Below are 24,655 nucleotides of genomic sequence, written 5' to 3'. Positions count from 1 at the left end.
GATGGCGGTGAACAACAACCACGACAGCCTGCGCCAACAATTACAAGCCGGGGTCGACACTCTGGCGCTGGGCCTGAGCGATGCGCAGGTTTCCCTGTTGATGGATTTCCTGGCGCTGCTGCAAAAGTGGAACAAGGTCTACAACCTGACCGCCGTGCGTGACCCGCAGGAGATGATGACGCACCACCTGCTGGACAGCCTGGCCGCCGTGGCGCCGCTGCGGCGGCATGTGGCGGGCCTGCAGCAGGGTGGGGTGGCAGCGGTGAAGTTGCTGGATGTCGGGTCGGGTGGCGGCTTGCCTGGCGTGGTGTTTGCCATCTGCTGCCCGGATGTGGATGTGAGTTGCGTGGACACCGTGGGCAAGAAGGCGGCCTTCATCCAGCAGGCAGCAGTGGCGCTCAAGCTGCGCAACCTGCACGGCGTGCATGCACGGGTCGAGACGTTGAGCACGCCGTTCGATGTCATCAGCTGCCGTGCGTTTGCCTCGTTGCCAGACTTTGTGACCTGGTCGCGCAGCGCACTGGCCTCACCCCATGGCGCGTGGCTGGCCATGAAGGGCAAGCATCCAAATGAGGAAATCGCTGCGCTGCCTGGGGATGTGGCAGTGTTTCACGTGGAACAGCTCATGGTGCCGGGTCTGGACGCGGAGCGCTGCATCATTTGGATGAAGCCCGCCTGATGGCTCTGTCCTCAGTGCGCCGACTTTTCGACGGGTGGGGCAGGGGGCTCGCGTAAACTCGGCTCCTCACCCGGGTGCATCTTTCGGTCGCACCCTTCCCGCGCACCAGGAGAAACCATGTTCGGCATCGCAGACTACGGCGCCTTTGTCGCCGCCATCGTGTTGTTCCTGCTCATTCCGGGCCCTGGCAATCTGGCGCTCATCACCTCCACCAGCAAGGGCGGTATTCGCGGCGGCATGGCGGCCACCATGGGCGTGATTGCGGGCGACCAGGTGCTGATGTGGGCGGCAGTGGCCGGTGTGGCTGCGTTGCTCGCCACCTACCCCACCGCCTTCCACGCGGTGCAGTGGCTGGGGGCCGCCTATCTGGCGTGGCTGGGTTTCAAGATGGTCACGGCCAAGCCGGGCGCCCAGCCCATCCTGAACATCGAGCCACGCCACTATTTCAAGCAGGCCGGGCTCATCACCTTGCTCAACCCCAAGGCCATCGTTTTCTACATGGCGTTCTTTCCGCTGTTCGTCGATCCTGCGCGCCACCAGGGCATGCTGACCTTTGGCGTGATGGCGGCCACGGTGGCTGCGTTGACGTTTCTCTATGGCTTGGTCGCCGTGCTGCTCACGCACCACCTGGCCGAGCGCATGCGCGCCAACCCGCGCATCGGCCGCGTGCTAGAGAAAGTGGCAGGCGTCTTCCTGATCGGCTTTGGCATCAAGCTGGCCATCTCCAAATAACACCACACGAACTGCAGCACCCACATGGCCAAGATCTTTTGCGTTGCCAATCAAAAGGGTGGGGTGGGCAAGACCACCACCACCGTCAACCTCGCCGCTGGCCTGGCCAAGATCGGCCAGCGCGTGCTGATGGTGGACCTGGACCCGCAGGGCAACGCCACCATGGGCTCGGGGGTGGACAAGCGCGGCCTCGACCTCACGGTGTACGACGTGCTGCTCGAGTCCGCCTCGGTCAAAGAGGCGGCCGTGCTGTCGGACAAATGTGGCTACTGGGTGCTGGGCGCCAACCGCGAACTGGCCGGGGCCGAGGTGGAACTGGTGGCGCTTGAGCACCGCGAAAAGCGCCTCAAATCTGCGCTGGCCGAGGCCGATGGTGACTATGACTTCGTGCTGATCGACTGCCCTCCGTCGCTGTCGATGCTCACCCTCAACGGCCTGTGCAGCGCCCACGGCGTGATCGTGCCCATGCAGTGCGAATACTTCGCGCTGGAAGGCCTGACCGACCTGGTCAACACCATCAAGCAGGTGCACGCCAACCTCAATGCCGACCTGCAGATCATCGGCCTGCTGCGCGTGATGTTCGACCCGCGCATCACGCTGCAGCAGCAGGTGAGCGACCAGCTCAAGGGCCACTTTGGCGACAAGGTGTTCAACAGTGTGATTCCGCGCAACGTGCGCCTGGCCGAGGCGCCCAGCTATGGCCTGCCCGGTGTGGTGTTTGACCCGGCCGCCAAGGGCAGCCAAGCCTTTGTGGAGTTTGCGCAGGAGATGGTCGAGCGTGTGCAAACCATGCCTCCTGCAGCCTCTTCCATGGCCAAAATGGCCGCAGGCGCTTGAAGAGTATGCGGTAGCAGCTATTAATTTGATAGTAATGAAGGCCTCCAACATCCTGCTGCTGCCTGGCTGGCAGAACTCTGGCCCCGATCACTGGCAAAGCCGCTGGGAGGCCGCGCACGGCTACCAGCGCGTGGAGCAGCACGACTGGATGCACCCGCTGCGCGGCGACTGGTCTGCGCGCCTGGAAGAAACCGTGGCCGATGCGGATGGCCCCGTGGTGCTGGCGGCGCACAGCCTCGGTTGCATCCTCACCGCCTGGTGGGCGGCGCACACCCGCCACGCGGTCAAGGTGCGCGGCGCGCTGCTGGTGGCGCCGGGCGATGTGGAGCGGCCCGACCTGGCTGCGCAGATCCACGGCTGGGCGCCCATTGCGCGCCAGCCGCTGCCGTTTCCGGCCGTGCTGGTGGGCAGCCGCAACGACCCGTACTGCAGCTTCGAGCGCGCCGAAGGTCTGGCCCAGGCCTGGGGTGCGCGGTGTGTGGACTATGGCGAGCGCGGGCATATCAATGCCGAATCCGGGCTGGGTGACTGGGACGAGGGGCGCGGCTGGCTGATGCAGCTCGCCACCCCGGCATGAGCCGGTGGGCTTTTTGGCGCAAGCGCCCGGATACGGCGGGTGTTGCACAGAGCCAATTACCCACGATGGCGCGGCGTCCTGTGGCGCTCTACTGGCCGCTCGATGCGCTGCAAGTGGTGCTGGCCTGGCTGCTGCCCAGCAGCGCGGTGGTGGTGGGCGCGCTGGGGCAGTTCATGCTGGCCCTGGTGCTGCTGGCCATCGGGTTCGGTGTGTGGCTGCGCCTGTGGCGCAGTCGCAAGCGGCGCCGCGTGGCGAGCCGCTCTGCGCGTTGATGTTTTGAACCCTTGTTGCCGACCCATGACCAAGATCAGCCTGCCCGCCATTGCCGACCAACTGCCCCGCGCCTGGAACTCCACGGTGGTGGGCCAGGCTGCGGGCGCCAACGTCAAGGTGCTGCGCATGGACGACGCGGCCTATCCCGATGAATCGCACGACTTTGATGAAGCCCTGTTGGTGCTGGACGGCTGCATGCGCCTCGCCCTGCAAGGGCAGGTCACCGAGGTGAACGCGGGCGAGGTGTTCATCGTGCCCGCTGGCGTGCCCCACGCCGTGGCGCCCGGCAGCCACGGCACGCTGGTCATCATCGACCGCTGATTCTTCCCCCCTTTCCCTTTTTCCTTTCGCGAGACGCATTTCATGGTCACCAAAAAACCCAAGGGCCTCGGCCGAGGCCTGGAAGCCCTGCTGGGCCCCAAGGTCGAAGACAAAGTGGAGCAGGCCCAGGCCGCCGAAGCGGGCCTGCCCAGCAGCCTGCCGCTCTCCGAGCTGGTGCCGGGTGTGTACCAGCCGCGCACGCGCATGGACGAGGGCGCGCTGTACGAGCTGGCCGAGTCCATCAAGGTCCAGGGCGTCATGCAGCCTATCCTGGTGCGGCGCCTCGCGGGGGGTGAACACGCAGGTAAGTACGAAATCATTGCGGGCGAGCGGCGTTTTCGGGCCTCCCGCCTGGCGGGCCTGGCCGAGGTGCCGGTGCTGGTGCGCGATGTGCCGGACGAGTCGGCCGCCGCCATGGCGCTCATCGAAAACATCCAGCGGGAAGACCTCAACCCGCTGGAAGAAGCCCAGGGCCTGCAGCGCCTGGTCAAGGAGTTTGGCCTGACGCACGAGCTGGCTGCCCAGGCCGTGGGCCGCTCGCGCAGCGCCGCCAGCAACCTGCTGCGCCTGTTGAATCTGGCCGAGCCTGTGCAGACCATGCTGATGGCGGGCGACATCGACATGGGCCATGCGCGTGCACTGCTGTCGCTGGACCGCGCCGCGCAGATCACGGCCGGCAACCAGATCGCGGCCAAGAAGCTGTCGGTGCGCGAAGCTGAGGCCCTGGTCAAAAAGATTGGTGCCGAGTTCAGCCTGGTGCCGCAAAAGCCCCAGAAGGAAAAGTCGCGCGACCTCAAGCGCGTGGAAGAAGAACTGTCGGACCTGCTCATGGCCGAGGTCGAAGTGCGCGTCAAGAAACGCGTCAAGCGCAACGGCCGGGTGGAGGACATGGGCGAGCTGGCGATCCAGTTCGGGTCGCTGGAGGCTTTGAACGGTCTGATCGACCGCCTGCGCGGCTGACCCTCTCATCGCTCCGGGGCGCGGGGTTGTTGCCGCGCAAGATGGCGTGAAATAGCGCACACAAACGGTTTCCACAAGTAACTTGCAGGGGCAAAATGCGTCCTTGCGGGGCCTACACTGCGCTGCGTTCAACACACCCGGGTTGACCGCAAGGCCTCTTCACAGGGCGGCGACGACGCTGCTTTGCGGCCCATGATGGTTTGCCGGGTGATCCATGTATCTCCTGGAGCAGACCTGATGACAACCCCTTTGCGCTACCTGACCCCCGCCTGCCTGGCCGCTGGCCTGTGCATTGCCAGCCTGGGCGCCCAGGCCCAAAACACCAAGGCTCCCAAGGTGCAGCTGTGGATGGACCTGTCCACCGGCACCATGGCCGGTATGCCCGAGATGGACAGTCTGCCCGGTGGTGGCGGCATGCTCGGCGGCCTCATGGGGGGCATGGGCGGCGGCGCTGCGCCGGGCATGGGGGGCGGCAGCAACACGTCGTATGGCAACGCCCGCGCCATGTCCATCATGCCGCCGCGCGTCATCGATATCGCTTTGCACAACAGCCTGCGCCCCGGCGTCGAGGCCAGCCAGTCCATCCCGCCCGGCATGCGCATGGGCGAGTCCTTGCCGCTGATCCCTCCGCGTGCCCAGCCCACGCAGACCGAGCCGGGCGAAGTGCCGCGTGAGTACCAGCAACAGCAGCCCAAGGGTCGCATCCTGCTGTACTGGGGCTGCGGTAGCGCGGTGCGTGCGGGCCAGCCCCGCGTGATCGATCTGGCACGTGCCAAGCCCTCCGACTACGCCCAGGCCTTCGCGGGCCGTGCCGTGCCGGACCGGGGCCCGCGCGTGGGCCCGGCCTATGCGCTGTACCCCAACGAACGCAACCAGGTCAGCCTGTCGCGGGACAGCTCGGTGGTGGGCGAGCACCAGGTGCGTGGCGACGGCGTGCCTGCGTCCATGAAATTTTCCCTGGGCGCGGCGCAGGACCTGATGCCCGCCATCGACCTGCGCACCACCGGCAAGCCGCAGGACAGCATGGGCACCAGCTGGCAGCCCGTGCGCAATGCGCGCGCCTACTACCTGCATGCCATGTCACAGAGCGGGGACGATCTCATCATGTGGTCCAGCGCCGAGACGCCGGACACTGGCATGGGCCTGTTCGACTACCTATCGCCCGCCACCATCGACCGCTGGCTCAAGGAGCGCGTGCTGCTGCAGCCCGAGACTACCCAATGCGCCATCCCGCAGGGCATCTTTGCGGGCGGTGGGCGCGATGCCACGCCCATGTTGCGCATGATGGCCTACGGTGGCGAGAGCCACATCGTGTACCCACCCCGCCCGGCCGACCCCAAGGCTGCGTGGGAGCCTGAATGGTCGGTGCGCGTGCGGGTGAAGTCACACACCATGGCCATGCTGGGCGAGGAGATGCAGGGGCGCCGTGGTGGCATGGGCGCAGCACCCGCTGCACCGTCGGGCGGCACAGGCGCTTATTCCAGCGGCATGGGCGGCGCGCCCGCAGGCCAGCCGCCGGCGGGCGACGGCGGCACGGACGCGGGCAATGTGGTCAACCCCGTCAATCTGCTGCGCGGCATTTTTGGCCGCTGAGAACGGAGAACCATGCTCGCGCTGCGCATGCCCTGGCCCCTGCCCGCACTGGCGGCGTGGGCGTGCGCGTGGCTAATCTTTGTGGCGCTGCAGCGCGCGGTTCCCCCGGTGGCCGCCTTGCTGGTGGCCTGCCTGCTGGGCACGGCTGCCAGTGTGCTGGGCGACAGCTGGTGGCGGCGCGGGCTGATTGCCGCAGGGTTCCCGTTGTCGCTGGCGCTGCTGGGGGCGGCCAGCCTGCCCACCTGGGCGTGGTTGGTGCCGCTCTCGCTGTTGCTGCTGGTCTATCCGCTCAATGCGTGGCGCGATGCGCCCCTGTTCCCCACGCCGCGCCATGCGCTGCAGTCTCTGGCCGTGCAGGCCCCGCTGCCTTTGGGTGCGCGGGTGCTCGACGCAGGCTGTGGCCTGGGCGATGGCCTCAAGGCCCTGCGCCATGCCTACCCGGCCGCCCAGCTCGACGGGCTGGAGTGGAGCTGGCCGCTGCGCCTGCTGTGCGCCCTGCGCTGCCCCTGGGCGCGGGTGCAGCGTGCCGACATGTGGAAGGCCGACTGGAGCGCCTACCAGATGGTGTACCTGTTCCAGCGGCCCGAGAGCATGGCCCGCGCCGCCGCCAAGGCCCAGGCCGAGCTGGCGCCTAGCGCGTGGCTGGTCAGCCTGGAGTTTGCGGTGCCCGGCTGGCTACCCAGCGTCCAGCTGCGTGCGCCCGGCGGGCGGGTGGTGTGGCTGTACCGCATGCCGCGCCAGCAGCAGGAGGGATGACATGCACACCATGCTCCCACTGTGCCGGCCCCTGTGTCCGTCTGTGTCACCGGCCCCACACGGTTACAGAAAAGATACAAGCTTTTGCTACATTCCGCGGCTGGCTACAACCCCATACACAACAACCAAGAAACTCACAGCCAGAGGGGGCCGCACACAGCACGTATCCGCGCCGGGAGGGGGCGCACGGGCTGCCAGCGCCCGCCTTGACCGGACTTCCACCACGCACGCCGTATTCACAGCACCCTCCCTCTGGCGGGGCTGTTGCACGGCTGCGCGTGGTAAGCGCGGGGTGTTTCTGGTGAGCAACCGACCGATCTGCAAGGAGCATCCATGACCGCCCACCCACCCCGTTTCCGTCCGCGCCTGCTATGGGCCCTGGCACTGAGCGCGGCCCTCACCGGCTGCGCCACCATGCAGAGCCATGACAAGCTGGCCACCGACATGCAGACCGCCGGGCGCAGTGGCGGCATCCCCGCCGCGCTGGCCAGCCTGGAGAGCACGGCCAAGACCGAAGAAGAAAAAACGGCGCTGCTCTTCAACATGGAGCGCGGCGAACTGCTGCGCATGGACCGCCGCTATCCCGACAGCACCAACGCCTTCCTGCTGGCCGACAACAAGGTCAAGGAATGGGAAGAAACCGCCAAGACCAACCCCTCCAAGCTGATGGGCACCGTGGGCGCCGCCCTGGTGAGCGAGCGCCTGAAGGTCTATGAAGGCCAGGATTACGAAAAGGTATGGCTGACCACGCGCCTGGCGCTCAACCGCATGGCCGTGGGTGATTTTGAAAACGCCCGCGTGGACATCAAGCGCACCCACGAGCGCGAAGCCATCATTGCCGAGTTCCGTGCCAAGGAAACCCTGGCCGCTGAAGAAGAAGCCAAGTCCAAGGGCGCCACATCGGGTGGCAAGGAGCTGAATGGCTACCCCGTCGAGACCCTCAACGACCCCGAGGTGCTGGCGCTCAAGAACGGCTACTCCAACGCGCTGAGCCACTACCTGGCCGGCTTCCTGTACGAAATGCTCAACGAGCCCGGCCTGGCCGCGCCCGGCTACCGCAAGGCCATCGAGCTCAAGCCCGACACCCCCGTACTGGAGGAAGGCCTGCGCGGCCTGGACAACCGCACCGGCTTCACCTGGAAGCGCCGCCAGCGCATGACCGACGTGCTCTTCATCGTCGAAGCCGGCGACGCCCCCGCGCGCAAGCCCAAGGCCTTCACCATCCCCGTGCCCACCGGCCGGGGCCTGGTCACCGCCAGCATTTCGTACCCTGTGATCGAGCCTTCCAAGGACGCACCCCTGACGGTGGTGTCGGCCGCTGGCACCGACCTCAAGCTCGAAAAAGTGGTGGACGTGAACGTTATGGCCCGCCGTGCCCTCAAGGATGAAATGCCTGGCATGGTGCTGCGTGGCTTCACCCGCGCCGTGGCCAAGGGCGTGCTGCAGAACGAGCTGCAAAAGCGTGGCGGTCTGATCGGCGGCATCATCGGTGCCGCAGCCTCGGTGGCCACCGAGCAGGCCGACGACCGCCTGTGGCGCATGCTGCCCGGCCGCGTGTATGTGGCCCGTGGCTACCTGCCCCCTGGCGAGCACACCGTCACCATCAATGGCCGCCAGTTGCCCCAGCCGATCAAGATCGACGGCCAGTACGCTCTGGTGCCCCTGCGCATGTACGACAACAGCGTGCTGATCGGCGACGTGGCCATGCTGGGCCAGCTGCCCACGGTGGCGGCCGCACCCCAGCCGGCTCCCGCCGCAGCAGCGGCCCCCGCGGCCCCGGTGCGCACCACCAACAACAACCGCGCCCGCACCGTGCCCTCGTCCACCGTCAAGCCCACGGCCGCCCAGCCTGCAGCGGCTGCCAAGAACTAACCCCTGTTTCTGACCCCATTCAAGGAGCCTCTGGCATGAGAACCCGTTTTGTCCCCGCCGCGATCCCTGCAGTGCTGTGCGCGGCCCTGATGACCCTGGCTGGCAACGCCAGCGCCCAGTTGCACGATCCCGCCACGCCGCTGGCCGTGGCGGCCAAGGTGGCGCTGCGAGGCGAGGCCAACAGCATCGCCGTGCGCGAGATGCGCATCGTGCGCAAGAACGACATCCTGGTGGTGCAGGCCGACATGGCCAACATGGGCCGCACCGACCGCACCGTGTTCTACCGCTTCAAGTGGCTGGACAACGTGGGCAACCAGGTGGGCGATGGCGAGTCCTGGAAGCAGATGAGCGTGCTGGGCTTGGGCCAGCAGACTGTCAAGAGCGTGGCGCCTACCTCTGCGGCTGTCGATCTGCGCCTGGAAATGAATGTGGAGCCGCGCTGATCGCGCCGCACCAATCCCTGTTTGAGTGAGGAGTAAACCAACATGAACACCAAGAACCGCATCCAGCGCAGCGCGCTGATCCTGGCCTTTGCGGCCAGCACCCTGGCCTTGTCGGCCTGCCAGAACCTGTCGTCCCCCACCGTGCGTTTTGACCGCCAGGTCAACTACGGCGACGCCAAGGCCGTCGAGCTGGTGACCAACGAGTTCGGTTCCACCGACCTGCAGATGATTGCCGAGAAGATGACCGGCGGTTTGCTCGAAACCGGCATCTTCCAGGGCCGCCCCACGGTGACCATTTCCACCGTCAAGAACAAGACCAGCGAGTACATCGACACCACCAACGTGATGAACTCCATCCAGACCGCGCTGGTCAAGTCGGGCAAGGTGCGCTTTGTGCGCTCCATCAACGAGATGCAGGCCGGTGTGGACGAGCTGCAGCGCCAGAACCAGAGCGGCCTGTACAAGCAGGGCACCACCGCCAAGGTCGGCCAGATGACCGCCGCCAAGTACAGCATGGAAGGCGAGCTGACCAGCATCGTCAAGCAGAACAACACGACCAAGGACGTGTATTACAAGTTCACGCTGAAGCTGTTTGATGTGCAAGAAGGCACGATCGAGTGGCAGGACGAAAAGGAAATCCGGAAGACCAGCAAGCGCTGATCTTTCCCAAGGAGCACACCATGCAACGCAGAATCACCCTCCACACGGCCCTGGCCGTGATCGCGGCCACCACGCTGGCCTGGGGCACCGGCGCCCAGGCGCAGCAGCCCGGCGCCGCGCCCAAGATCGCCGTGACCGACCTGGCCTATGCCCAGCGCGTGTCCGAATACTTCATGGCCGGCACCTACCAGCGCAGCAGCCAGATGAGCGCCCAGGGCAGCCAGGGCGGCAGCCACAGCCACGGCATGTACGGCGGCGGGGGCTCGTACTCCGGCCAGCAGTCCATGCAGGCGTCCGAGCAGGCCAGCGGCACCTATGTGGCCGGGCGCTACAGCTACATCGAGCAGCGCGAGCTGGGCGGCTACACCAACGACATCAAGGGCGCCATCCTGCAGGGCACGTACTTCCGCCTGGTGCAGGGCAAGGGCTTTGACGCTGGCAAGCCCCAGCCCAGCAAGGCCGAGCAGGTGCTCAACCAGGTGCAGGGTGGCAAGATGGCCACGCCCCAGGCACAGCCCCAGGTCAACGACGTGATCACCCGCATCAAGAAGGGCGAGTTCAACGGCGCCGACTACGTGCTGTTCGGCGTGGTGTCCAGCATCGAGTTCACCGACGCGCTCTCGCCCCTGCAGGGCACCACCAGCGCCACGCGCCAGTACGGCCTGCAGCTCCTGGCCGACTTCTCACTCATCAACACCAAGACCTACGAGATCAAGGCCGCGTTCTCCGCCCAGGGCGAAGGCAACGACACCAAGATCCTGTCGATCCGTGGCGACATTGCGCCCCCCAACCGGGCCAAGGTGATGCGCGAAACCTCGCTGTCGCTGGCGCAGGACGTATACCAGCAGCTCGCGGTGCAACTGGGCTACACCGACGCGAATCTGGCGCGCGGCGTGCGTCCACCGGTGGTTTACCAACAAGGCGGCCAGCCCATGCCCGTGCCGCAACCGCAGCAGCCTGAGCAGGTGCTGATCCTCAAGTAAGCCACCGTGCGTCCCACCGTGCAGCAGCAGCCCTTGCGGGCACCGGCCAGTGCGGTGTCCGTCCTCCCCAAGGCCAGCCCTGTGCTGGCCTTTTTTGCGTCTGCCGCCCTGGCCATGGCGCTGGTGGGTTGTACGGCCCCGCGCGCACCTGAAGGCGCGGCTGCGGCACAGGCAGACCTTCAAGGGATCGCCGTCGAGCAGGGCCCAGCGCAGGGCGCAGGGTTCATTCAGCGGGCCATGCCGGGCGTGGGCGGTGCCGTGCTCCAGACCCTGCAGCGCGCGGAGCGCACTGCGCCGCTGCGCTACCGTGTGATCGTTATCCCCGGCTCGGGCTGTGCGGGCATGGGGCCCATCGCGGACCGTTACTTTGCCGGCCTGCTGCACGCGCAGGTGCTGGTGCTGCACAAGCCCGGGGTCGATCCCCAGTCACAGACAAAGCCCGCCGACTGCCCCCACCCATTTGTGCTGCAAGACCGCCACTCCACCTGGTTCGCCCAGGCGCGCGCGGCGCTGCTTGCAGATGCACTGCAGCGCCAGGGCCAGCCCGCCGTGCCGCAGCTGCTCGTGGGTATCTCTGAAGGGGCCGAGCTACTGCCCGCGCTGGCCCCTGAGGTGCCCCATCTGGCCGGTCTGGTGCTCATTGGGGCCAGCGGCCTGGACCCCCAGGAGGCAGGGGCACTGCAAGCCCGCCGCATGGGTGCAGAGGGCGACTGGACCGCGCTGGGGCAGCTCGTGGCAGGGGCCCCCCACGACAGCGTGGTGGTGCAAGGGCGCAGCCTGGGTTATTGGCGCGACCTGTGGCACTGGCCAGTGGCGCAGCCGCTCATCGACAGCCCCTGGCCGGTGTTACAGGTGTGGGGGGCTGAAGATGCACTGGTGCCTGCGCAGGCCTACGAACGGTTTGAGAAACGGGCGGCGCCGCGTTCACCTGCCGGTTGGTGCGTACGCCGACTCCCGGGGGCAGACCATGGTCTGCAACAGCGGGTGGCAGACGGCGAGCACCCGGCAGATGGCGTGCAGCGCGTCTGGGCCTGGCTGGAACAATGGGCACGCGCCCCCCAGGGCGGGCTGTGCGCGCCGCTGCAGCGCTGAGCGCCTGGAACTCAACGGGGCCGATACATCCTGAACAGCTGCTCCGGCCCCACAGTGAAATAGTCCGCCGGCCCGCCGCCGCGCAGGATGTGCCCCGCGTTCGCGGTGTCGTACACGCCGCCCTTCAGCAGCGCCTGATCGATGTGCACAGCCACCACCTCGCCCAGCACCAGCCAGGTGTCCACCGGGGCCCCGTCCACCCCTTGCAGCTGCAGGACCTGCGTGCTGCGGCATTCAAAGGTGACCGGGCTTTCGGCCACACGCGGCGGGCGCACGCGGGTGGAGGGCAGGGGGGTGAGGCCGGTCAGGTCGAACTCGCTGACCTCGGGCGGCACGGCGGCGCAGCTCTGGTTCATCACCTCGGCCAGATCGCGGGTGGCCAGGTTCCACACAAACTCGCCCGTGGCCTGCACGTTGCGTACTGTGTCCTTGTAGCCAATGCTGGCAAAGCCCACGATGGGGGGCACGTAGTTGAAGGCGTTGAAAAAGCTGTAGGGCGCGAGGTTGGTCGCGCCCGTGGCGCTTTGCGTGGAGATCCAGCCGATGGGGCGGGGTCCCACGATGGCATTGAACGGGTCGTGCGGCAGGCCGTGGCCCAGGCGGGGTTCGTAGCTGTGGAAGGTGCGTGGGGGCTGTGGAGTGGTCATGGGGCTCGGCAGGGTCGGAGCGAACAAGCGGACACCTTAGCGGCAGACGCGGCGCGCTGCAGTCATCGGGGTATCTGAATACTCACTTTTTCATAGCTGCCTGGGCATATGGTTCTAGCGCACAGGGGCAATAGCAGGCAGATAGGGCTCACCGAGCTCCCGTACACCCTGGCCAAGGCCCCGTGCGGCGAAGTCATGCCATAACGCCCGGCAGCTTCGGCTGCACGCACCGCACGGGGCTACGGGACCACGGCTGCCGGCTGCTGCTGCCCCAAAAACCGTCCCGGCGGCTGCCCCACCGACTTGCGCACCATGGCGCTGAAGGCGCTGGCGCTGTAGCCCAGCTCGGCGGCGATCTGGCCCATGGGCATGCGGCCGGCGGCCAGCGACACGGCCTTGGCCAGGATCACCTGCTGGCGCCATTGGGTGAAGGTGCTGCCCAGTTCCGAGCGGAACAGGCGTGCCACGGTGCGGGGGCTGGCGCCCGTGTCCTGCGCCCAGTCGGCCAGGGTGTCGTGGCGCGTGGGGTCGGCCAGCACGGCCTCGCACAGGTGGCGCAGGCGCTTGTCCTGGGGCAGGTCCACGCCCAGCTTCACGGCGGCGGCACGGGCCAGTTCGCCCCTGACCAGGGCGCTCAGGTGCTGCTCGCGTCGCAGGTCGGCGGGGCTGATCGCGGCGCCGCCGTCGGGCGTGGTGGGCATCTCGCGCACCAGGGCGCGCAGCAGGTCGGACACCTCCAGCACGCGGCACTGGCGCCATGCGTCTTCCTGGTCGCGCGGCACGCCGGGGCCGCAGCGCCCCCGGGGCTGGTGAAAGTACAGCGTGCGCAGGTCGGCGTCTTCCACCATGGTCACGGCATGTTCCACACCGGGCGGAATCCACAGCGCGCGCGAGGGCGGCACGATGTAGGTGCCGTGGTTCACCGTGAGCCGGATCACGCCCGTGGTGGAGATCGCCACCTGCGCCCAGGGGTGGCTGTGGGGCATCACCTGCGTGTCGGCGGCCAGCCAGCGCAGCTTGGCGCGCACCGGGCGGGCGACGGTGGGCACAAAAAGCTCGGGCGTGAGCGAGTCCACGTACGACATCCCGCGCGGCTTGCCGGCCTGGGCGCGAGGCACGACCTCGGCGGCGAAGTGTTCCACCACCGGTTTGGTAGGAGTGTGGTGCCTGGTGGGTGGGTTTGGCATGTTTGCGATAGAAATTGGCCGTCTATCGTAAACCTGCCGAGGGCATGCTGCCTAAGATCCAACCCATGACTGCTTCCACCTCCGGCGCTACCGCCACCACTGCCAACCCCGTCCCCCTGCGGCAGGACGCCCGCACCATCGGCCTGATCGGCCTGGCCCACGGCAGCTCGCACTTCTTTCACATGCTGCTGCCGCCGCTGTTTCCGTGGCTGATCGGGGAGTTCGGCTTCAGCTATTCCGAGCTGGGCCTGCTGGTGTCGGTGTTCTTCGTGATCTCGGGCGTGGGCCAGGCGCTGTCGGGTTTCCTGGTGGACCGTGTGGGCGCGCGGCCGGTGATGTTTTTTGCGCTGTCGAGCTTTGCCGCCGCAGGCCTGGCGGCGGGCACGGCGCAGGGCTACACGGGCCTGCTGCTCGCGGCGGCTTTAGCGGGGCTGGGCAATGCACCGTTCCACCCGGTGGACTTCACCATCCTCAACAAGCGCGTGTCGCCCCAGCGCCTGGGGCATGGCTTCTCGGTGCACGGCATCAGCGGCAACCTGGGCTGGGCGACGGCGCCGGTGTTCATGGCGGGCATTGCTACCGCCACGGGCTCGTGGCGCACGGCCTGCCTGTGCGGCGCGCTGCTGGCCCTCACGGTGCTGGCCATCATGGTGTGGAACCGCGATGCCATTGATGACCGCCAGGGCGCCTGGGCCCACCAGGCCAAGGGCGGCGCGGCGGCGGCGAAGCCCGAGCACCCCATGGCCTTCCTCAAGCTGCCGTCGGTGTGGCTGTGTTTCTCGTTCTTCTTCTGGAGCACCTGCGCACTCAGCGCCATCCAGAGTTTTGCCAGCCCGGCGCTGCAGTCCATGTATGGCCTGCCGCTGAGCGTGACGGCCATGGTGGTCACGGGCTACATGCTGTGTGGCGCGGCGGGCATGCTGGTGGGCGGCTTTCTGGTGGGGCGTGTGCAGCGGCTGGAGAAGATCATCTCCGTGTGCCTGCTGGGCTCGGCCGCGCTGCTGGTGGTGGTGGCCTCGGGACTGCTGCCCGGCATGGCGGCGCTGGTGGTGGCCTCGGTGGCGGGGCTGGGCACAGGCCTGGCGGGCCCCTCGCGCGACATGCTGATCAAGCGCGCCGCGCCCCCCGGTGCCACGGGCCGCGTGTATGGCACGGTGTACTCGGGGCTGGACCTGGGCTTTTGCCTGGCGGCACCGGTGTTTGGCGCCATGCTGGACCACGGCATGACGGCGGGCATCTTCTACGGCTCGGCCGTGACGCTGGGCCTGAGCGTGGTGTCGGCGGCGCTCGTAGGGGTGGGCGTGGCAGCGCGGGCGGCACGGCCCGTGCCTGCAACGGCCTGAAGGGTCCATGGGGCGGGGGCTCTGTACGGCGCCCAGCACGCCGCGCGGGCCTGTGTTGCAATCGCGGTCGGTGGCGCCGGGGGCCCTGTTTGGCAGGGTTCGCAACGGCGCCCTTCCTTTTCAACGCACTTCCAGGACACCGCCCATGACGAACCCCATGTACAACGCCAGCATCCCCGTCTTTCGCCAGATGCTGGGCTCGCTCCAGGACATCCTGGCCAAGACCGAGGCCCATGCCACGGCCCGCAAGATCGAGCCGGACGCATTGCTGCAGGCCCGCCTGTTCCCTGACATGTTTCCCATGGCCCGCCAGGTGCTGATCGCCTGCGACTTTGCCAAGGGCGTGGCCGCGCGCCTGGCCGGCGTGGAGGTGCCTTCGCTGCCCGACGCCGAGCGCCCCGGTTTTGCCGACCTGGCCGAGCGCATCCGCACCGTGCTGGCGTTCATCGAAGGCCTGCCGCAGGCCGCGTTTGCCGAGGCTGCCACTCGCCAGATCACCATCCAGCCCGGCACGCCGCGCGAAAAGCAGTTTGTGGGCGAACACTACCTGCTGCACTACGGCCTGCCCCAGTTCTTCTTCCACGTGAACGCGACCTACGCCATCGCCCGCCACAACGGCGTGGAACTGGGCAAGCGCGACTATATGGGCAAGTTCTGACCCTGAGCCCTGTCCCGGGGCGCCAAGGTGCCCCGGGTGCTGCCGTGTGGGGTCAAGCATGCAGATATGGGTCAAAATGGCCCGTAGCGCTAGTGAATCATGCCTAAAATGCTATCAAATTTGTAGTATTTAAAACGACGCCCAGCGCGGACAAAAAAGACAACGGAGACCCGACCCATGCCTACCCCCCGTGCCACACCACGCACCCTGCCAGCCTTGGCGCTGGCCGGCGTGACCTGCCTGCTTTCTGCCTGCGCGCCGGTGCCCACACAACCACCAGCTTCGGCGCCGGTGAGTGCCACGGCCGAGGCCGCGCCCACGGCCACCCCGTGCCCCAAGGACCTGGCGCCCATCGCCCGCTGCCTGTCGGGCAAGGACTCGGCCGGTGCGTATTACCTGGTGGCGGTGCCTCGGCAGTGGAACGGCCACCTGGTGCTGCACGCCCACGGCGGCCCGGCCCTGGGCGCGCCGAAGATGGAGCGGTCGGTGGAGGACCTGGAGCGCTGGGCCATCATGGTCCGCGCGGGGTACGCCTGGGCGGGCAGCACCTTCCGCCAGGGCGGTGTGGAGGTGCGTGCCGCGGCCGAGGACACCGAGCGGCTGCGCCAGATCTTCGTGCGCCATGTGGCCCAGCCGCAGCGCACCATCCTGCACGGCCAGTCCTGGGGCGCCAGCGTGGCGGCCAAGGGGGCCGAGATGTTCCAGACCACGGCCGATGGCAAGCGCCCCTACGACGCCGTGCTGCTCACCAGCGGCGTGCTGGCGGGCGGCACGCGCTCGTACGACTTCCGCACCGACCTTCGCGTGGTCTACCAGTACCTGTGCAACAACCACCCCCGACCCAACGAGGTGCAGTACCCGCTGAACATCGGCCTGCCTGCCGATGCGGCGATGACCCAGGCCGACCTGGCCGCACGCGTGAACGAATGCCTGGCGCTGAACAAGCCGGTGGCCGAGCGCACGCCCGAGCAGCAGCGCAAAGTCAAAACCATCGTGGATGTGGTCCGCATCCCGGCCAGCTCCATCCAGGGCCACATGAACTGGGCCACCTTCCATTTCCGCGACGTGGTGCAGCACCGCACGGGCGGCGCCAGTCCGTTTGGCAACCGGGGGGTGTCGTACCGGGGTTCGCCCGACGATGCCGCGCTGAACGCCGCCGTGCTGCGCTACCGTGCAGACCCTGCCGCCGTGGCCCGCTTTGCGCAGGACACCGACCTGACCGGCCGCATCCCCGTGCCCGTGCTCACCGTGAAAGGCGTGGACGACCCCACGGCCTTTGTCGAGCTGGACGCAGCCTTCCGGGCCACCATGGCGCAAGGCGGCAGCGCGGCGCGCCTGGTGCAGACCTTCACCCAGCACAACACCCACAGCTACCTGAGCGACCCCACCTACCCCACGCTCATGACCGCGCTGCTGCGTTGGGTGGAAGCGGGCGACAAGCCCACGCCCGAGGGCATTGCGCAGCAGTGCGCAGGCATGGAGGCCACGTTCGGCAAGGGCTGCGCCTTCCTGTCTGGCTATGTGCCGGCGGCTCTGAATACCCGCGTGGCCGATCGCGAGCGGCCGTAGATTGTTTTCTCTTGCGGTTCCCGCCGCGCCATGAAAAAGGCCCCGCTATGCGGGGCCTTTTTCATTTGCCGCTGCAGCACAGGGCCGCAGCAGCGGTGGGGCCGGACTCAGGCCGCCACGGCCTTGAGGGCTTCGTTCAGCGTCTTGCTGGGGCGCATCACGGCGTCCAGCTTGGCCACGTCGGGCAGGTAGTAGCCTCCGATGTCGGCGGGTGCACCCTGCACGGCAGCCAGCTCGGCCACGATGGTCTGCTCGTTGTCGGCCAGTTGCTTGGCCAGTGGGGCGAACAGTTGGGCCAGTTCGGCATCGGCCGTTTGCGTGGCCAGCTCTTGCGCCCAGTACAGGGCCAGGTAGAACTGGCTGCCACGGTTGTCCAGCTGGCCGGTCTTGGGCGAGGGGTTCTTGTTGTTGTCCAGCAGCTTGCCTGTGGCGGCGTCCAGCGTCTGGGCCAGGATCTTGGCCTTGCCGTTGCCGGTCTTCAGGCCCAGGTCTTCCAGCGACACGGCCAGTGCCAGGAACTCACCCAGCGAATCCCAGCGCAGGTGGTTTTCTTCCACCAGCTGCTGCACGTGCTTGGGGGCCGAGCCGCCCGCGCCGGTTTCGTACATGCCGCCGCCGGCCATCAAAGGCACGATGGACAGCATCTTGGCCGAGGTGCCCAGTTCCATGATGGGGAACAGGTCGGTCAGGTAATCGCGCAGGATGTTGCCGGTGGCGCTGATGGTGTCCAGGCCCCGGATCACGCGTTCCAGCGTGTAGCGCATCGCACGCACCTGGCTCATGATCTGGATGTCCAGGCCGGTGGTGTTGTGCTCGTGCAGGTACATCTTGACCTTGGTGATCAGCTGCGCTTCGTGCGGACGGTACGAGTCGAGCCAGAACACCACGGGCATGCCGGAGTTGCGGGCGCGGTTCACGGCCAGCTTCACCCAATCGCGGATCGCGGCGTCCTTCACCTGGCACATGCGCCAGATGTCGCCTTGCTCCACGTTCTGGCTCAGCAGCACTTCGCCGGTGGCCAGGTCGGTGATGTTGGCCACGCCGTCTTCGGGGATCTCGAAGGTCTTGTCGTGGCTGCCGTATTCCTCGGCCTGCTGGGCCATCAGGCCCACGTTGGGCACCGTGCCCATGGTCTTGGGGTCGAACGCGCCGTGCCATTTGCAGAAGTTGATGATCTCCTGGTAGATGCGGGCAAAGGTCGATTCAGGCATCACGGCCTTCACGTCCTTCAGGCGGCCGTTGGCGTCCCACATCTTGCCGCCGTTGCGGATCATGGCGGGCATGGAGGCGTCCACGATGATGTCGTTGGGGGAGTGGAAGTTGGTGATGCCCTTGGCCGAGTCGACCATGGCCAGCTCGGGACGGTGCTCGTGGCAGGCGTGCAGGTCGCGCTTGATCTCGTCGCGCTGGCTTTGCGGCAGGGTCTCGATCTTGGCGTACAGGTCCACCATGCCGTTGTTCACGTTCACGCCCAGCTCTTCAAAGGTCTTGGCGTGCTTGGCGAATGCGTCCTTGTAGAAGATGCGCACGCAGTGGCCGAACACGATGGGGTGGGACACCTTCATCATCGTGGCCTTCACGTGCAGCGAGAACATCACGCCGGTCTTGCGTGCGTCTTCGATTTCCTTCTCGTAGAACTCCAGCAGCGCCTTCTTGCTCATGAACATGCTGTCGATCACTTCGCGGTCGAGCAGGCTGACCTTGGGCTTCAAGACGATGGCCTTGCCGCTCTTGGTGATCAGCTCCATCTTCACGTCACGGGCGCGGTCCAGCGTCATGGACTTTTCGCCGTGGTAGAAGTCGCCGGCGTGCATGTGCGACACATGCGAACGCGAGGCCTGGCTCCACTCGGCCATGCTGTGCGGGTTCTTGCGAGCGTATTCCTTCACGGCCTTGGGCGCACGGCGGTCGGAGTTGCCTTCGCGCAGCACGGGGTTCACGGCGGAGCCGGTGCACTTGCTGTAGCGGGTCTTGATTTCTTTCTCTCTGTCGTCCTTGGGCTGGTCCGGGTAGTCGGGCAGGGCGTAGCCCTTGGCCTGCAGCTCGGCGATGGCGGCCTTGAGCTGCGACACGGACGCGGAGATGTTGGGCAGCTTGATGATGTTGGCATCGGGCTGCAGCGTCTTCTTGCCCAGCTCGGCCAGGTTGTTGGGCACGCGCTGTTCTTCGGTCAGGTAGTCGGGGAACTCACCCAGGATGCGCGCTGCCACCGAGATGTCGCTCTCCAGCACGTTGATGCCTGCCGGTGCCGCAAACGTGCGAATGATGGGCAGGAAGGAAGCCGTGGCCAGACGGGGTGCTTCGTCGGTCAGGGTGTAGATGATGGAAGGTTGCTGGGTCGTCATGGCTTGTCTCACGAAACAGAGTAGGTAGATGCCCCCGGCTGCGTCGCAGCGGGGCCAAACGCGGATGCTCTCTGATTCTCCTTGCTCGGGGCTGTCACTGCCCGCTGTTTTTGCAATCGAATCTCACAATGCAAAATTATCATAAGCCCAGGGCACTTTTTTTCACCAAATAGGTGGTAATCACCCTGCGGCCTTCTGCAGTTTGATCCCGTTGGCGCTCGCGCGCCACCCCCCGCAGACCCTAGGAACCCCCCCCAGGAACAGCCACCACGCGGCCAGGCAGGACGGCAAACTGCGTCCAGTGCGCGGGCAGGGTGTCGGGCGCCGTGCCGGTGAAAGCCCCGAAGGCGGGCAGGATCAACTGCCCGTCGCCCCACCCGAAGCAGGGCGCCCGCAGCGCATCGCGTGCAGGGCCGCGCAGCCGCAGCGTGGGGTGCAGATGCCCTGCGAGCACCGTGTGGCCTGCCACAGCCTGAGGGTGGTGGCAGGCCAGCACCGGCGCATCGGGACAGGGCCACCAGGGCTCGTTGACCAGCGCCACTGCCAGCGCGGCCGGCGGGTCGCCCGCATGCAGGTCATGGTTGCCGCGCACCAGGGTCATCGCCACACGGGCATGGCGCTGGCGCCAGGGCAGCAGCTGCTGCCACAGCGCATCGGCCGCGCCGCTGCGCGCGTGCAGGAAGTCCCCCAAGAACACCAAGTGGTCGGCACCGGTGGCAGCGAGCACCGCATCCAGCCGCGCCAGGTTGTCCGCCGTGGTGCCATGGGGCACCGGCTGGCCCGCGCGGCGGAAGGTGGCGGCCTTGCCGAAATGCACATCCGCCACCAGCGCCACGCGCGCGGCGGGCCACCACAGGGCGCGCTGGGGCAGCAGTTGCAATGCGGTGCCGCAGGGCAGGGCAATGGCGTGCGCACCGATGGGGAGCGTAGGGACTGCCGGCGTGCCGAGGGCTGCGGTGTGAAGGGGGAGCGAGGTCATGGTGCTCACAATCCGTGGCGTCTGCGGGTGCGGCGGGGGGTGTCCCCGCCCGCTGCACGGCGCGCGCGTTGTGTGCGGGCGCCGGAGCTATCGGGCAGGTCCCACGCCATATCTGTGGACTGCACCGCGTGCTGCGCCAGGTGGGTGCCCGTGGTCGCGTCGGCCGCCTGCTCCAGCGCCTGCACCATGCGCGCCAGACGGTCGGCCAGGGTCTCGGTGCTCAGGCGCTCGCGAAAGCGTTCCACCATCAGCGGCAGGGCAAACGGGGTGGGGCGCTCCAGGGCGTGGATGGACAGGGTCTGCGCCTGCATGCCGCGCAGCGTGCGGGCCAGCCGGTCCATGTCCAGCTCGTTCGTCAGCAGCTCGGCGCGTGCCTGGGCCAGCAACAGGTTGTCGGGGTCGTACTGCGCAAACACGTCGTAGTACAGCGACGACGAGGCCTGCAGCTGGCGGCTGCTGCGCTGCTCGCCCGGGTGGCTCTGAAAGATCAGGCCCGCGATGCGCGCGATCTCGCGAAAGCGCCGGCGCGCCATCTCGGTGGCATTCAGGCTGGCCAGCACTTCGTCTTCGAGCCCGCTGCCCATGGTGGTGTGCGTGCCTTCGCCAATCAGGCGCGGCAGCAGCGTGGCCCAGTCCACGGGCTTGGCCGACAGTAACTCCAGTCCGTAGTCGTTGACCGCGATGGAGAAGGTGTTGGGCACCTGCTGCGACGCGCGCCAGCCCAGCAGCCCGGCCAGGCCCAGGTGCACCAGGCGCCCCGCCAGCGGGTACAGGTACAGGTGCCAGCCCTCACGCGTGTGCAGGGTCTCGGCCACCAGGCGGCTGGGTGTGGGCAGGGCCGACCAGGCCTGCTGCAGCTCCAGCAGCGGCTGGGCGCAACGCATCTCGGGCGTGGTGAATTCGCCGCGCTCGGCCTGCGCCAGCTGTTCCAGCATCGCATCGGCCAGCGTGTTCGACAGCGGCATGCGCCCGCCGCTCCAGCGCGGCAGGGCGGCGCTGCCCTTCGGGGCGATGCGCACATAGGCCGTCATCTGCTGGGTGCGCACCAGCTCCAGCAGGCGGCCTGCAAACATGAACACATCGCCCTTGCGCAGCCGGGCGATGAAACTCTCTTCGACCGACCCCAGGCGCCCGCCGCTCACAAACTGCACCTGCATGGCGGCGTCGCTCACGATGGTGCCGATGTTGCTGCGGTGGCGGCGCGCCAGGCGCGCATCGGGCACGCGCCACACCCCCTCGTCGTCTGGCACCACACGGTGAAAGTCCGGGTAGGTGGCCAGCGACGCGCCGCCCTGGCGCACAAACTGCAGCGCCCATTGCCAGTAGGCATCGGTCAGCGTGGCATAGGCCGGTGCGCGGCGCACCTCGGCCAGCAGAGCATCGGGCACAAAGCCGCCGCCCAGCGCCACGGTGACCAGGTGCTGCACCAGTACGTCAAGCGGCGCACGCGGCGTGTGCCGGTCTTCAATGCGGCCCTGCGCCAGCGCGTGGCGTGCGGCGGCGGCTTCCACCAGCTCCAGGCTGTGCGTGGGCACCAGCGTGATGCTGGAGCTGCGCCCCGGCGCATGGCCCGAGCGGCCTGCACGCTGCACCAGCCGCGCCACGCCCTTGGCCGAGCCGATCTGCAGCACCTGCTCCACCGGCAAAAAGTCCACGCCCAGGTCCAGGCTCGATGTGCACACCACGGCCTTGAGCTGCCCGGCCTTCAGGCCTCGCTCCACCCAGTCGCGCACCTCATGCCCCAGCGACCCATGGTGCAGCGCAATGGCGCCCGCCCAGTCGGGCCGCGCCTCCAGCAGCGCCTGGTACCAGCGCTCTGCTTGCGACCGGGTGTTGGTGAACACCAAGGTGGACGCCGCCGCTTCGATCGACTGCACCACCTGCGGCAACAGGCTCAGCCCCATGTGGCCCGCCCACGCAAAGCGGTCGGCACGCGCGGGCAGCATCACCTGCACCTCCAGCCGCTTGTCGATGCGACCCTGCACCAGCACGGCGGGCGGTGGCTGTGGCGTGTCCGGCACGGGCTGCGGCAGCAAGGTGTGCAGGGCCTCCTCCAGGTTGCCCAGCGTGGCCGACATACCCCACACCTGCAGCGCCGGGTTCCAGCCCGACAGGCGCGCCAGCGCCAGTTGCACCTGCACGCCGCGCTTGTTGCCCACCAGTTCGTGCCATTCGTCCACCACCACCAGGCGCACGCTGGCCAGGCGCTCACGCGCATCGGCGCGCGCCAGCAGCAGCGAGACGCTTTCGGGCGTGGTCACCAGCAGCGTGGGCAGGCGGCGGTCTTGCGCAGCGCGTTCGCCGCTGGCGGTGTCGCCGGTGCGCAGGCCGCTGGTCCAGGTGGGGGCCAGTTCGGGCAGCGGTGTCTGCAGGGCGCGCAGCGAATCGGCAGCGAGTGCGCGCATGGGCGTGATCCACAGCACGGTGAGGGGTGGTGCCGCAGCGCGGCGCGTGCGCAGGGCGGTGCGGGCGCTGGGGACTTTGGGGGCTTCTTCGGGCGCTTGTGCAGCATCGGCCCACGCCAGATGCAGCAGCGCACCCAGCCACACCGCATAGGTCTTGCCCGCACCCGTGGTGGCATGCAGCAGGCCCGAGCGGCCCTCGCCCATCGCGCGCCACACGTCTTGCTGGAAGCCGAAGGGCTGCCAGCCGCGCGCCGCCATCCAGGCGGTTGCGGCACTCGGTGCCACCGGGGGCAGGGGCTTGCGCGGGCGGCGTGTCGTGCTCATATGGCCGCGTCCTGCCCCGGCAGCAGTGCCATCAGCGTTTGCAGGGTATCGGCCTCGGCCACGGGCTTGTCCTGCCGCCAGCGCAGCATGCGCGGAAAGCGCACGGCAATGCCGCTCTTGTGGCGCGGGCTCTTCGCAATGCCTTCGAAGCCCAGCTCAAACACCAGCGTTGCGTCCACGCTGCGCACGGGCCCAAAGCTCTCGCGCGTGGTCTTGCGGATGATGGCGTCCACCTGCGCAATCTCGGCATCCGTCAGGCCCGAATAGGCTTTGGCAAAGGGCACCAGCTGCCGGTCCGGGTCGTCCTGCGGCCCGGTCCACACGGCAAAGGTGTAGTCGGTGTACAGGCTGGCACGGCGGCCATGGCCGCGCTGGGCGTAGATGAGCACTGCGTCCACGCTCATGGGGTCGGTCTTCCACTTCCACCACACGCCCACATCCTTGGTGCGGCCCACGCCGTACTGCGCGCTGCGGTGCTTGAGCATGAAGCCCTCGGTGCCCATGCTGCGCGCGGCCTCGCGCTGGCGTGCCAGGTCTTGCCAGTCGGTACCTTGCTGCAGTGCGCTCAGGCGCAGGGCCTTGTGGGGCGGGGGAGCGATGGCGGTGTCATCGGGTTGCTGCAGCGTGGCATCCAGCAGCGCGCGGCGGGCCTGCTGCGCCTTTTGGCGCAGGTCCTGCCCGGCGTGTTCGAGCAGGTCGTAGGCCACCAGCACCACGGGCAGCTCGCGCAGTAGCTTGGGGGTCAGCGTCTTGCGGCCCAGGCGCTTTTGCAGGTCGGCAAAGGGGCGGGGCTGGGGCTCGTCCGGCAGCCACACCAGGATCTCGCCATCGATCACCGAGCCATTGGGCAGCTGCGCCATCGCAGCCTCGGCCAGTTCGGGGAAGCGGTCGGTCACCAGCTCCTCCCCGCGCGACCAGATCCACACGGCGCCCGCACGCCGCACGATCTGCGCGCGGATGCCGTCCCACTTCCACTCCACCAGCCAGTCGCCGGGCGTGCCCAGCAGTGCGGGCATCTCAGCCACGGGCTGGTTGAACGGGTGGGCCAAAAAGAAAGGGTAGGGCTGGCCCGCATCGGCCGCATCCTGCGTATTGGCATCGTCGTCCACCGGCGCGATCAGCGCCTGGTAGTCGCTGGCCTGCGGCTGCCGGCCGATCTGCGTGTAGCCCATCAGCCGGTGTGCGATGCGCTTGGGGTCCAGCGCGCTCACCGTGGCCAGCGCCTGCGTCACCTGCAGGCGCGACACCCCCACGCGGAAGTTGCCGGTGATGAGCTTAAAGTACACAAAGCGCTGCTCGGGCGCCAGCATGTTCCATTGCGTGCGCAGACGGGTATCGGCGTCACCCTGCGGCATGGCGCGCAGGGGCAGCAGCTGGGCCATCCATTCGGCCAGTGTCAGTTCGGTGGGCTGGGCGGGCG

Annotated in this window: 23 protein-coding genes; 17 read left to right on the top strand and 6 right to left on the bottom strand. The window is 67.8% G+C overall.

Annotated elements, in window-relative coordinates; translation table 11 throughout:
• Nucleotide 1 precedes the first annotated feature (1 nt).
• The 14 genes from rsmG (at nucleotide 2) to AC07X4_RS10800 (ending at nucleotide 11,778) form a co-directional block, all read left to right on the top strand.
• Nucleotides 2–679, top strand: coding sequence for a 16S rRNA (guanine(527)-N(7))-methyltransferase RsmG (rsmG, locus tag AC07X4_RS10865; RefSeq protein ID WP_494740082.1), 678 nt, complete (start codon nucleotides 2–4; stop codon nucleotides 677–679).
• Nucleotides 680–796: 117 nt separating this feature from the next.
• Entirely contained in the window at nucleotides 797–1,411 is a 615-nt protein-coding gene (locus AC07X4_RS10860; RefSeq protein ID WP_288851757.1) for a LysE family transporter, read from the top strand.
• A 24-nt stretch (nucleotides 1,412–1,435) separates the two neighbouring features.
• Nucleotides 1,436–2,248 (top strand): ParA family protein, encoded by an 813-nt coding sequence (locus AC07X4_RS10855; protein ID WP_494740061.1) that lies wholly within the window; start codon nucleotides 1,436–1,438, stop codon nucleotides 2,246–2,248.
• Between the two features lie 34 nt (nucleotides 2,249–2,282).
• A complete protein-coding gene (locus AC07X4_RS10850; protein WP_494740060.1) occupies nucleotides 2,283–2,825 on the top strand; it encodes an RBBP9/YdeN family alpha/beta hydrolase in 543 nt (180 codons plus the stop codon).
• Nucleotides 2,826–2,890: 65 nt separating this feature from the next.
• Nucleotides 2,891–3,097 carry a hypothetical protein gene (locus tag AC07X4_RS10845; RefSeq protein ID WP_288851755.1) on the top strand — a complete coding sequence of 69 codons (207 nt, stop codon included), beginning with the start codon at nucleotides 2,891–2,893 and terminating at the stop codon, nucleotides 3,095–3,097.
• Nucleotides 3,098–3,122: 25 nt separating this feature from the next.
• A complete protein-coding gene (locus AC07X4_RS10840) occupies nucleotides 3,123–3,419 on the top strand; it encodes a cupin domain-containing protein (protein WP_056056978.1) in 297 nt (98 codons plus the stop codon).
• Between the two features lie 42 nt (nucleotides 3,420–3,461).
• Nucleotides 3,462–4,379, top strand: coding sequence for a ParB/RepB/Spo0J family partition protein (locus AC07X4_RS10835; protein WP_099731631.1), 918 nt, complete (start codon nucleotides 3,462–3,464; stop codon nucleotides 4,377–4,379).
• Nucleotides 4,380–4,616: 237 nt separating this feature from the next.
• Nucleotides 4,617–5,972, top strand: a complete 1,356-nt coding sequence (locus tag AC07X4_RS10830; protein WP_494740059.1) for a hypothetical protein — start codon at nucleotides 4,617–4,619, stop codon at nucleotides 5,970–5,972.
• A gap of 12 nt (nucleotides 5,973–5,984) precedes the next feature.
• Nucleotides 5,985–6,728: a class I SAM-dependent methyltransferase gene (locus AC07X4_RS10825; protein WP_494740058.1), complete on the top strand. Its 744-nt coding sequence runs from the start codon at nucleotides 5,985–5,987 to the stop codon at nucleotides 6,726–6,728.
• Between the two features lie 333 nt (nucleotides 6,729–7,061).
• Nucleotides 7,062–8,600, top strand: a complete 1,539-nt coding sequence (locus tag AC07X4_RS10820; RefSeq protein WP_192419428.1) for a COG3014 family protein — start codon at nucleotides 7,062–7,064, stop codon at nucleotides 8,598–8,600.
• A 35-nt stretch (nucleotides 8,601–8,635) separates the two neighbouring features.
• Nucleotides 8,636–9,043 carry a YcfL family putative periplasmic lipoprotein gene (locus AC07X4_RS10815; protein WP_056056988.1) on the top strand — a complete coding sequence of 136 codons (408 nt, stop codon included), beginning with the start codon at nucleotides 8,636–8,638 and terminating at the stop codon, nucleotides 9,041–9,043.
• A gap of 42 nt (nucleotides 9,044–9,085) precedes the next feature.
• On the top strand, nucleotides 9,086–9,703 hold the full coding sequence (gene lpoB / locus AC07X4_RS10810) for a penicillin-binding protein activator LpoB (RefSeq protein ID WP_056056990.1): 618 nt from the start codon (nucleotides 9,086–9,088) through the stop codon (nucleotides 9,701–9,703).
• Nucleotides 9,704–9,723: 20 nt separating this feature from the next.
• Complete coding sequence (locus AC07X4_RS10805; protein ID WP_056056992.1) at nucleotides 9,724–10,686, top strand: hypothetical protein; 963 nt, start codon at nucleotides 9,724–9,726, stop codon at nucleotides 10,684–10,686.
• Nucleotides 10,687–10,692: 6 nt separating this feature from the next.
• Nucleotides 10,693–11,778 (top strand): alpha/beta fold hydrolase, encoded by a 1,086-nt coding sequence (locus AC07X4_RS10800; protein WP_494740057.1) that lies wholly within the window; start codon nucleotides 10,693–10,695, stop codon nucleotides 11,776–11,778.
• A gap of 11 nt (nucleotides 11,779–11,789) precedes the next feature.
• On the opposite strand, the gene AC07X4_RS10795 is transcribed toward AC07X4_RS10800, so the two are convergent.
• Both AC07X4_RS10795 and AC07X4_RS10790 read right to left on the bottom strand, forming a co-directional pair.
• Nucleotides 11,790–12,425, bottom strand: a complete 636-nt coding sequence (locus tag AC07X4_RS10795) for a flavin reductase family protein (protein ID WP_494740056.1) — start codon at nucleotides 12,423–12,425, stop codon at nucleotides 11,790–11,792.
• A gap of 239 nt (nucleotides 12,426–12,664) precedes the next feature.
• Nucleotides 12,665–13,612 (bottom strand): AraC family transcriptional regulator, encoded by a 948-nt coding sequence (locus AC07X4_RS10790; protein ID WP_494740055.1) that lies wholly within the window; start codon nucleotides 13,610–13,612, stop codon nucleotides 12,665–12,667.
• Nucleotides 13,613–13,677: 65 nt separating this feature from the next.
• On the opposite strand from AC07X4_RS10790, the gene AC07X4_RS10785 reads away from it, so the two are divergent.
• The 3 genes from AC07X4_RS10785 (at nucleotide 13,678) to AC07X4_RS10775 (ending at nucleotide 17,182) form a co-directional block, all read left to right on the top strand.
• The gene (locus AC07X4_RS10785; protein ID WP_494740054.1) at nucleotides 13,678–14,955 is read left to right on the top strand and encodes an MFS transporter; all 1,278 of its coding nucleotides are present in this window, start codon (nucleotides 13,678–13,680) and stop codon (nucleotides 14,953–14,955) included.
• A 145-nt stretch (nucleotides 14,956–15,100) separates the two neighbouring features.
• Nucleotides 15,101–15,613 (top strand): DUF1993 domain-containing protein, encoded by a 513-nt coding sequence (locus AC07X4_RS10780; protein WP_436074206.1) that lies wholly within the window; start codon nucleotides 15,101–15,103, stop codon nucleotides 15,611–15,613.
• 177 nt (nucleotides 15,614–15,790) lie between these two features.
• The gene (locus AC07X4_RS10775) at nucleotides 15,791–17,182 is read left to right on the top strand and encodes a hypothetical protein (protein ID WP_494740053.1); all 1,392 of its coding nucleotides are present in this window, start codon (nucleotides 15,791–15,793) and stop codon (nucleotides 17,180–17,182) included.
• A 107-nt stretch (nucleotides 17,183–17,289) separates the two neighbouring features.
• On the opposite strand, the gene AC07X4_RS10770 is transcribed toward AC07X4_RS10775, so the two are convergent.
• The 4 genes from AC07X4_RS10770 to AC07X4_RS10755 form a co-directional block, all read right to left on the bottom strand.
• Complete coding sequence (locus AC07X4_RS10770; RefSeq protein ID WP_494740052.1) at nucleotides 17,290–19,527, bottom strand: NADP-dependent isocitrate dehydrogenase; 2,238 nt, start codon at nucleotides 19,525–19,527, stop codon at nucleotides 17,290–17,292.
• A gap of 241 nt (nucleotides 19,528–19,768) precedes the next feature.
• Nucleotides 19,769–20,506, bottom strand: a complete 738-nt coding sequence (gene pdeM, locus AC07X4_RS10765; protein ID WP_494740051.1) for a ligase-associated DNA damage response endonuclease PdeM — start codon at nucleotides 20,504–20,506, stop codon at nucleotides 19,769–19,771.
• Between the two features lie 5 nt (nucleotides 20,507–20,511).
• On the bottom strand, nucleotides 20,512–23,235 hold the full coding sequence (locus AC07X4_RS10760) for a ligase-associated DNA damage response DEXH box helicase (protein ID WP_494740050.1): 2,724 nt from the start codon (nucleotides 23,233–23,235) through the stop codon (nucleotides 20,512–20,514).
• On the bottom strand, nucleotides 23,232–24,655 hold a 1,424-nt coding region (locus tag AC07X4_RS10755), incomplete at its 5' end, for an ATP-dependent DNA ligase (RefSeq protein ID WP_494740049.1). The genes AC07X4_RS10760 and AC07X4_RS10755, both read right to left, overlap by 4 nt.

Source organism: Acidovorax sp. GW460-11-11-14-LB4, from assembly GCF_059423685.1.
Note: the sequence above shows the minus strand (reverse complement) of the source record. Positions and strands in the feature narration are given on the sequence as shown.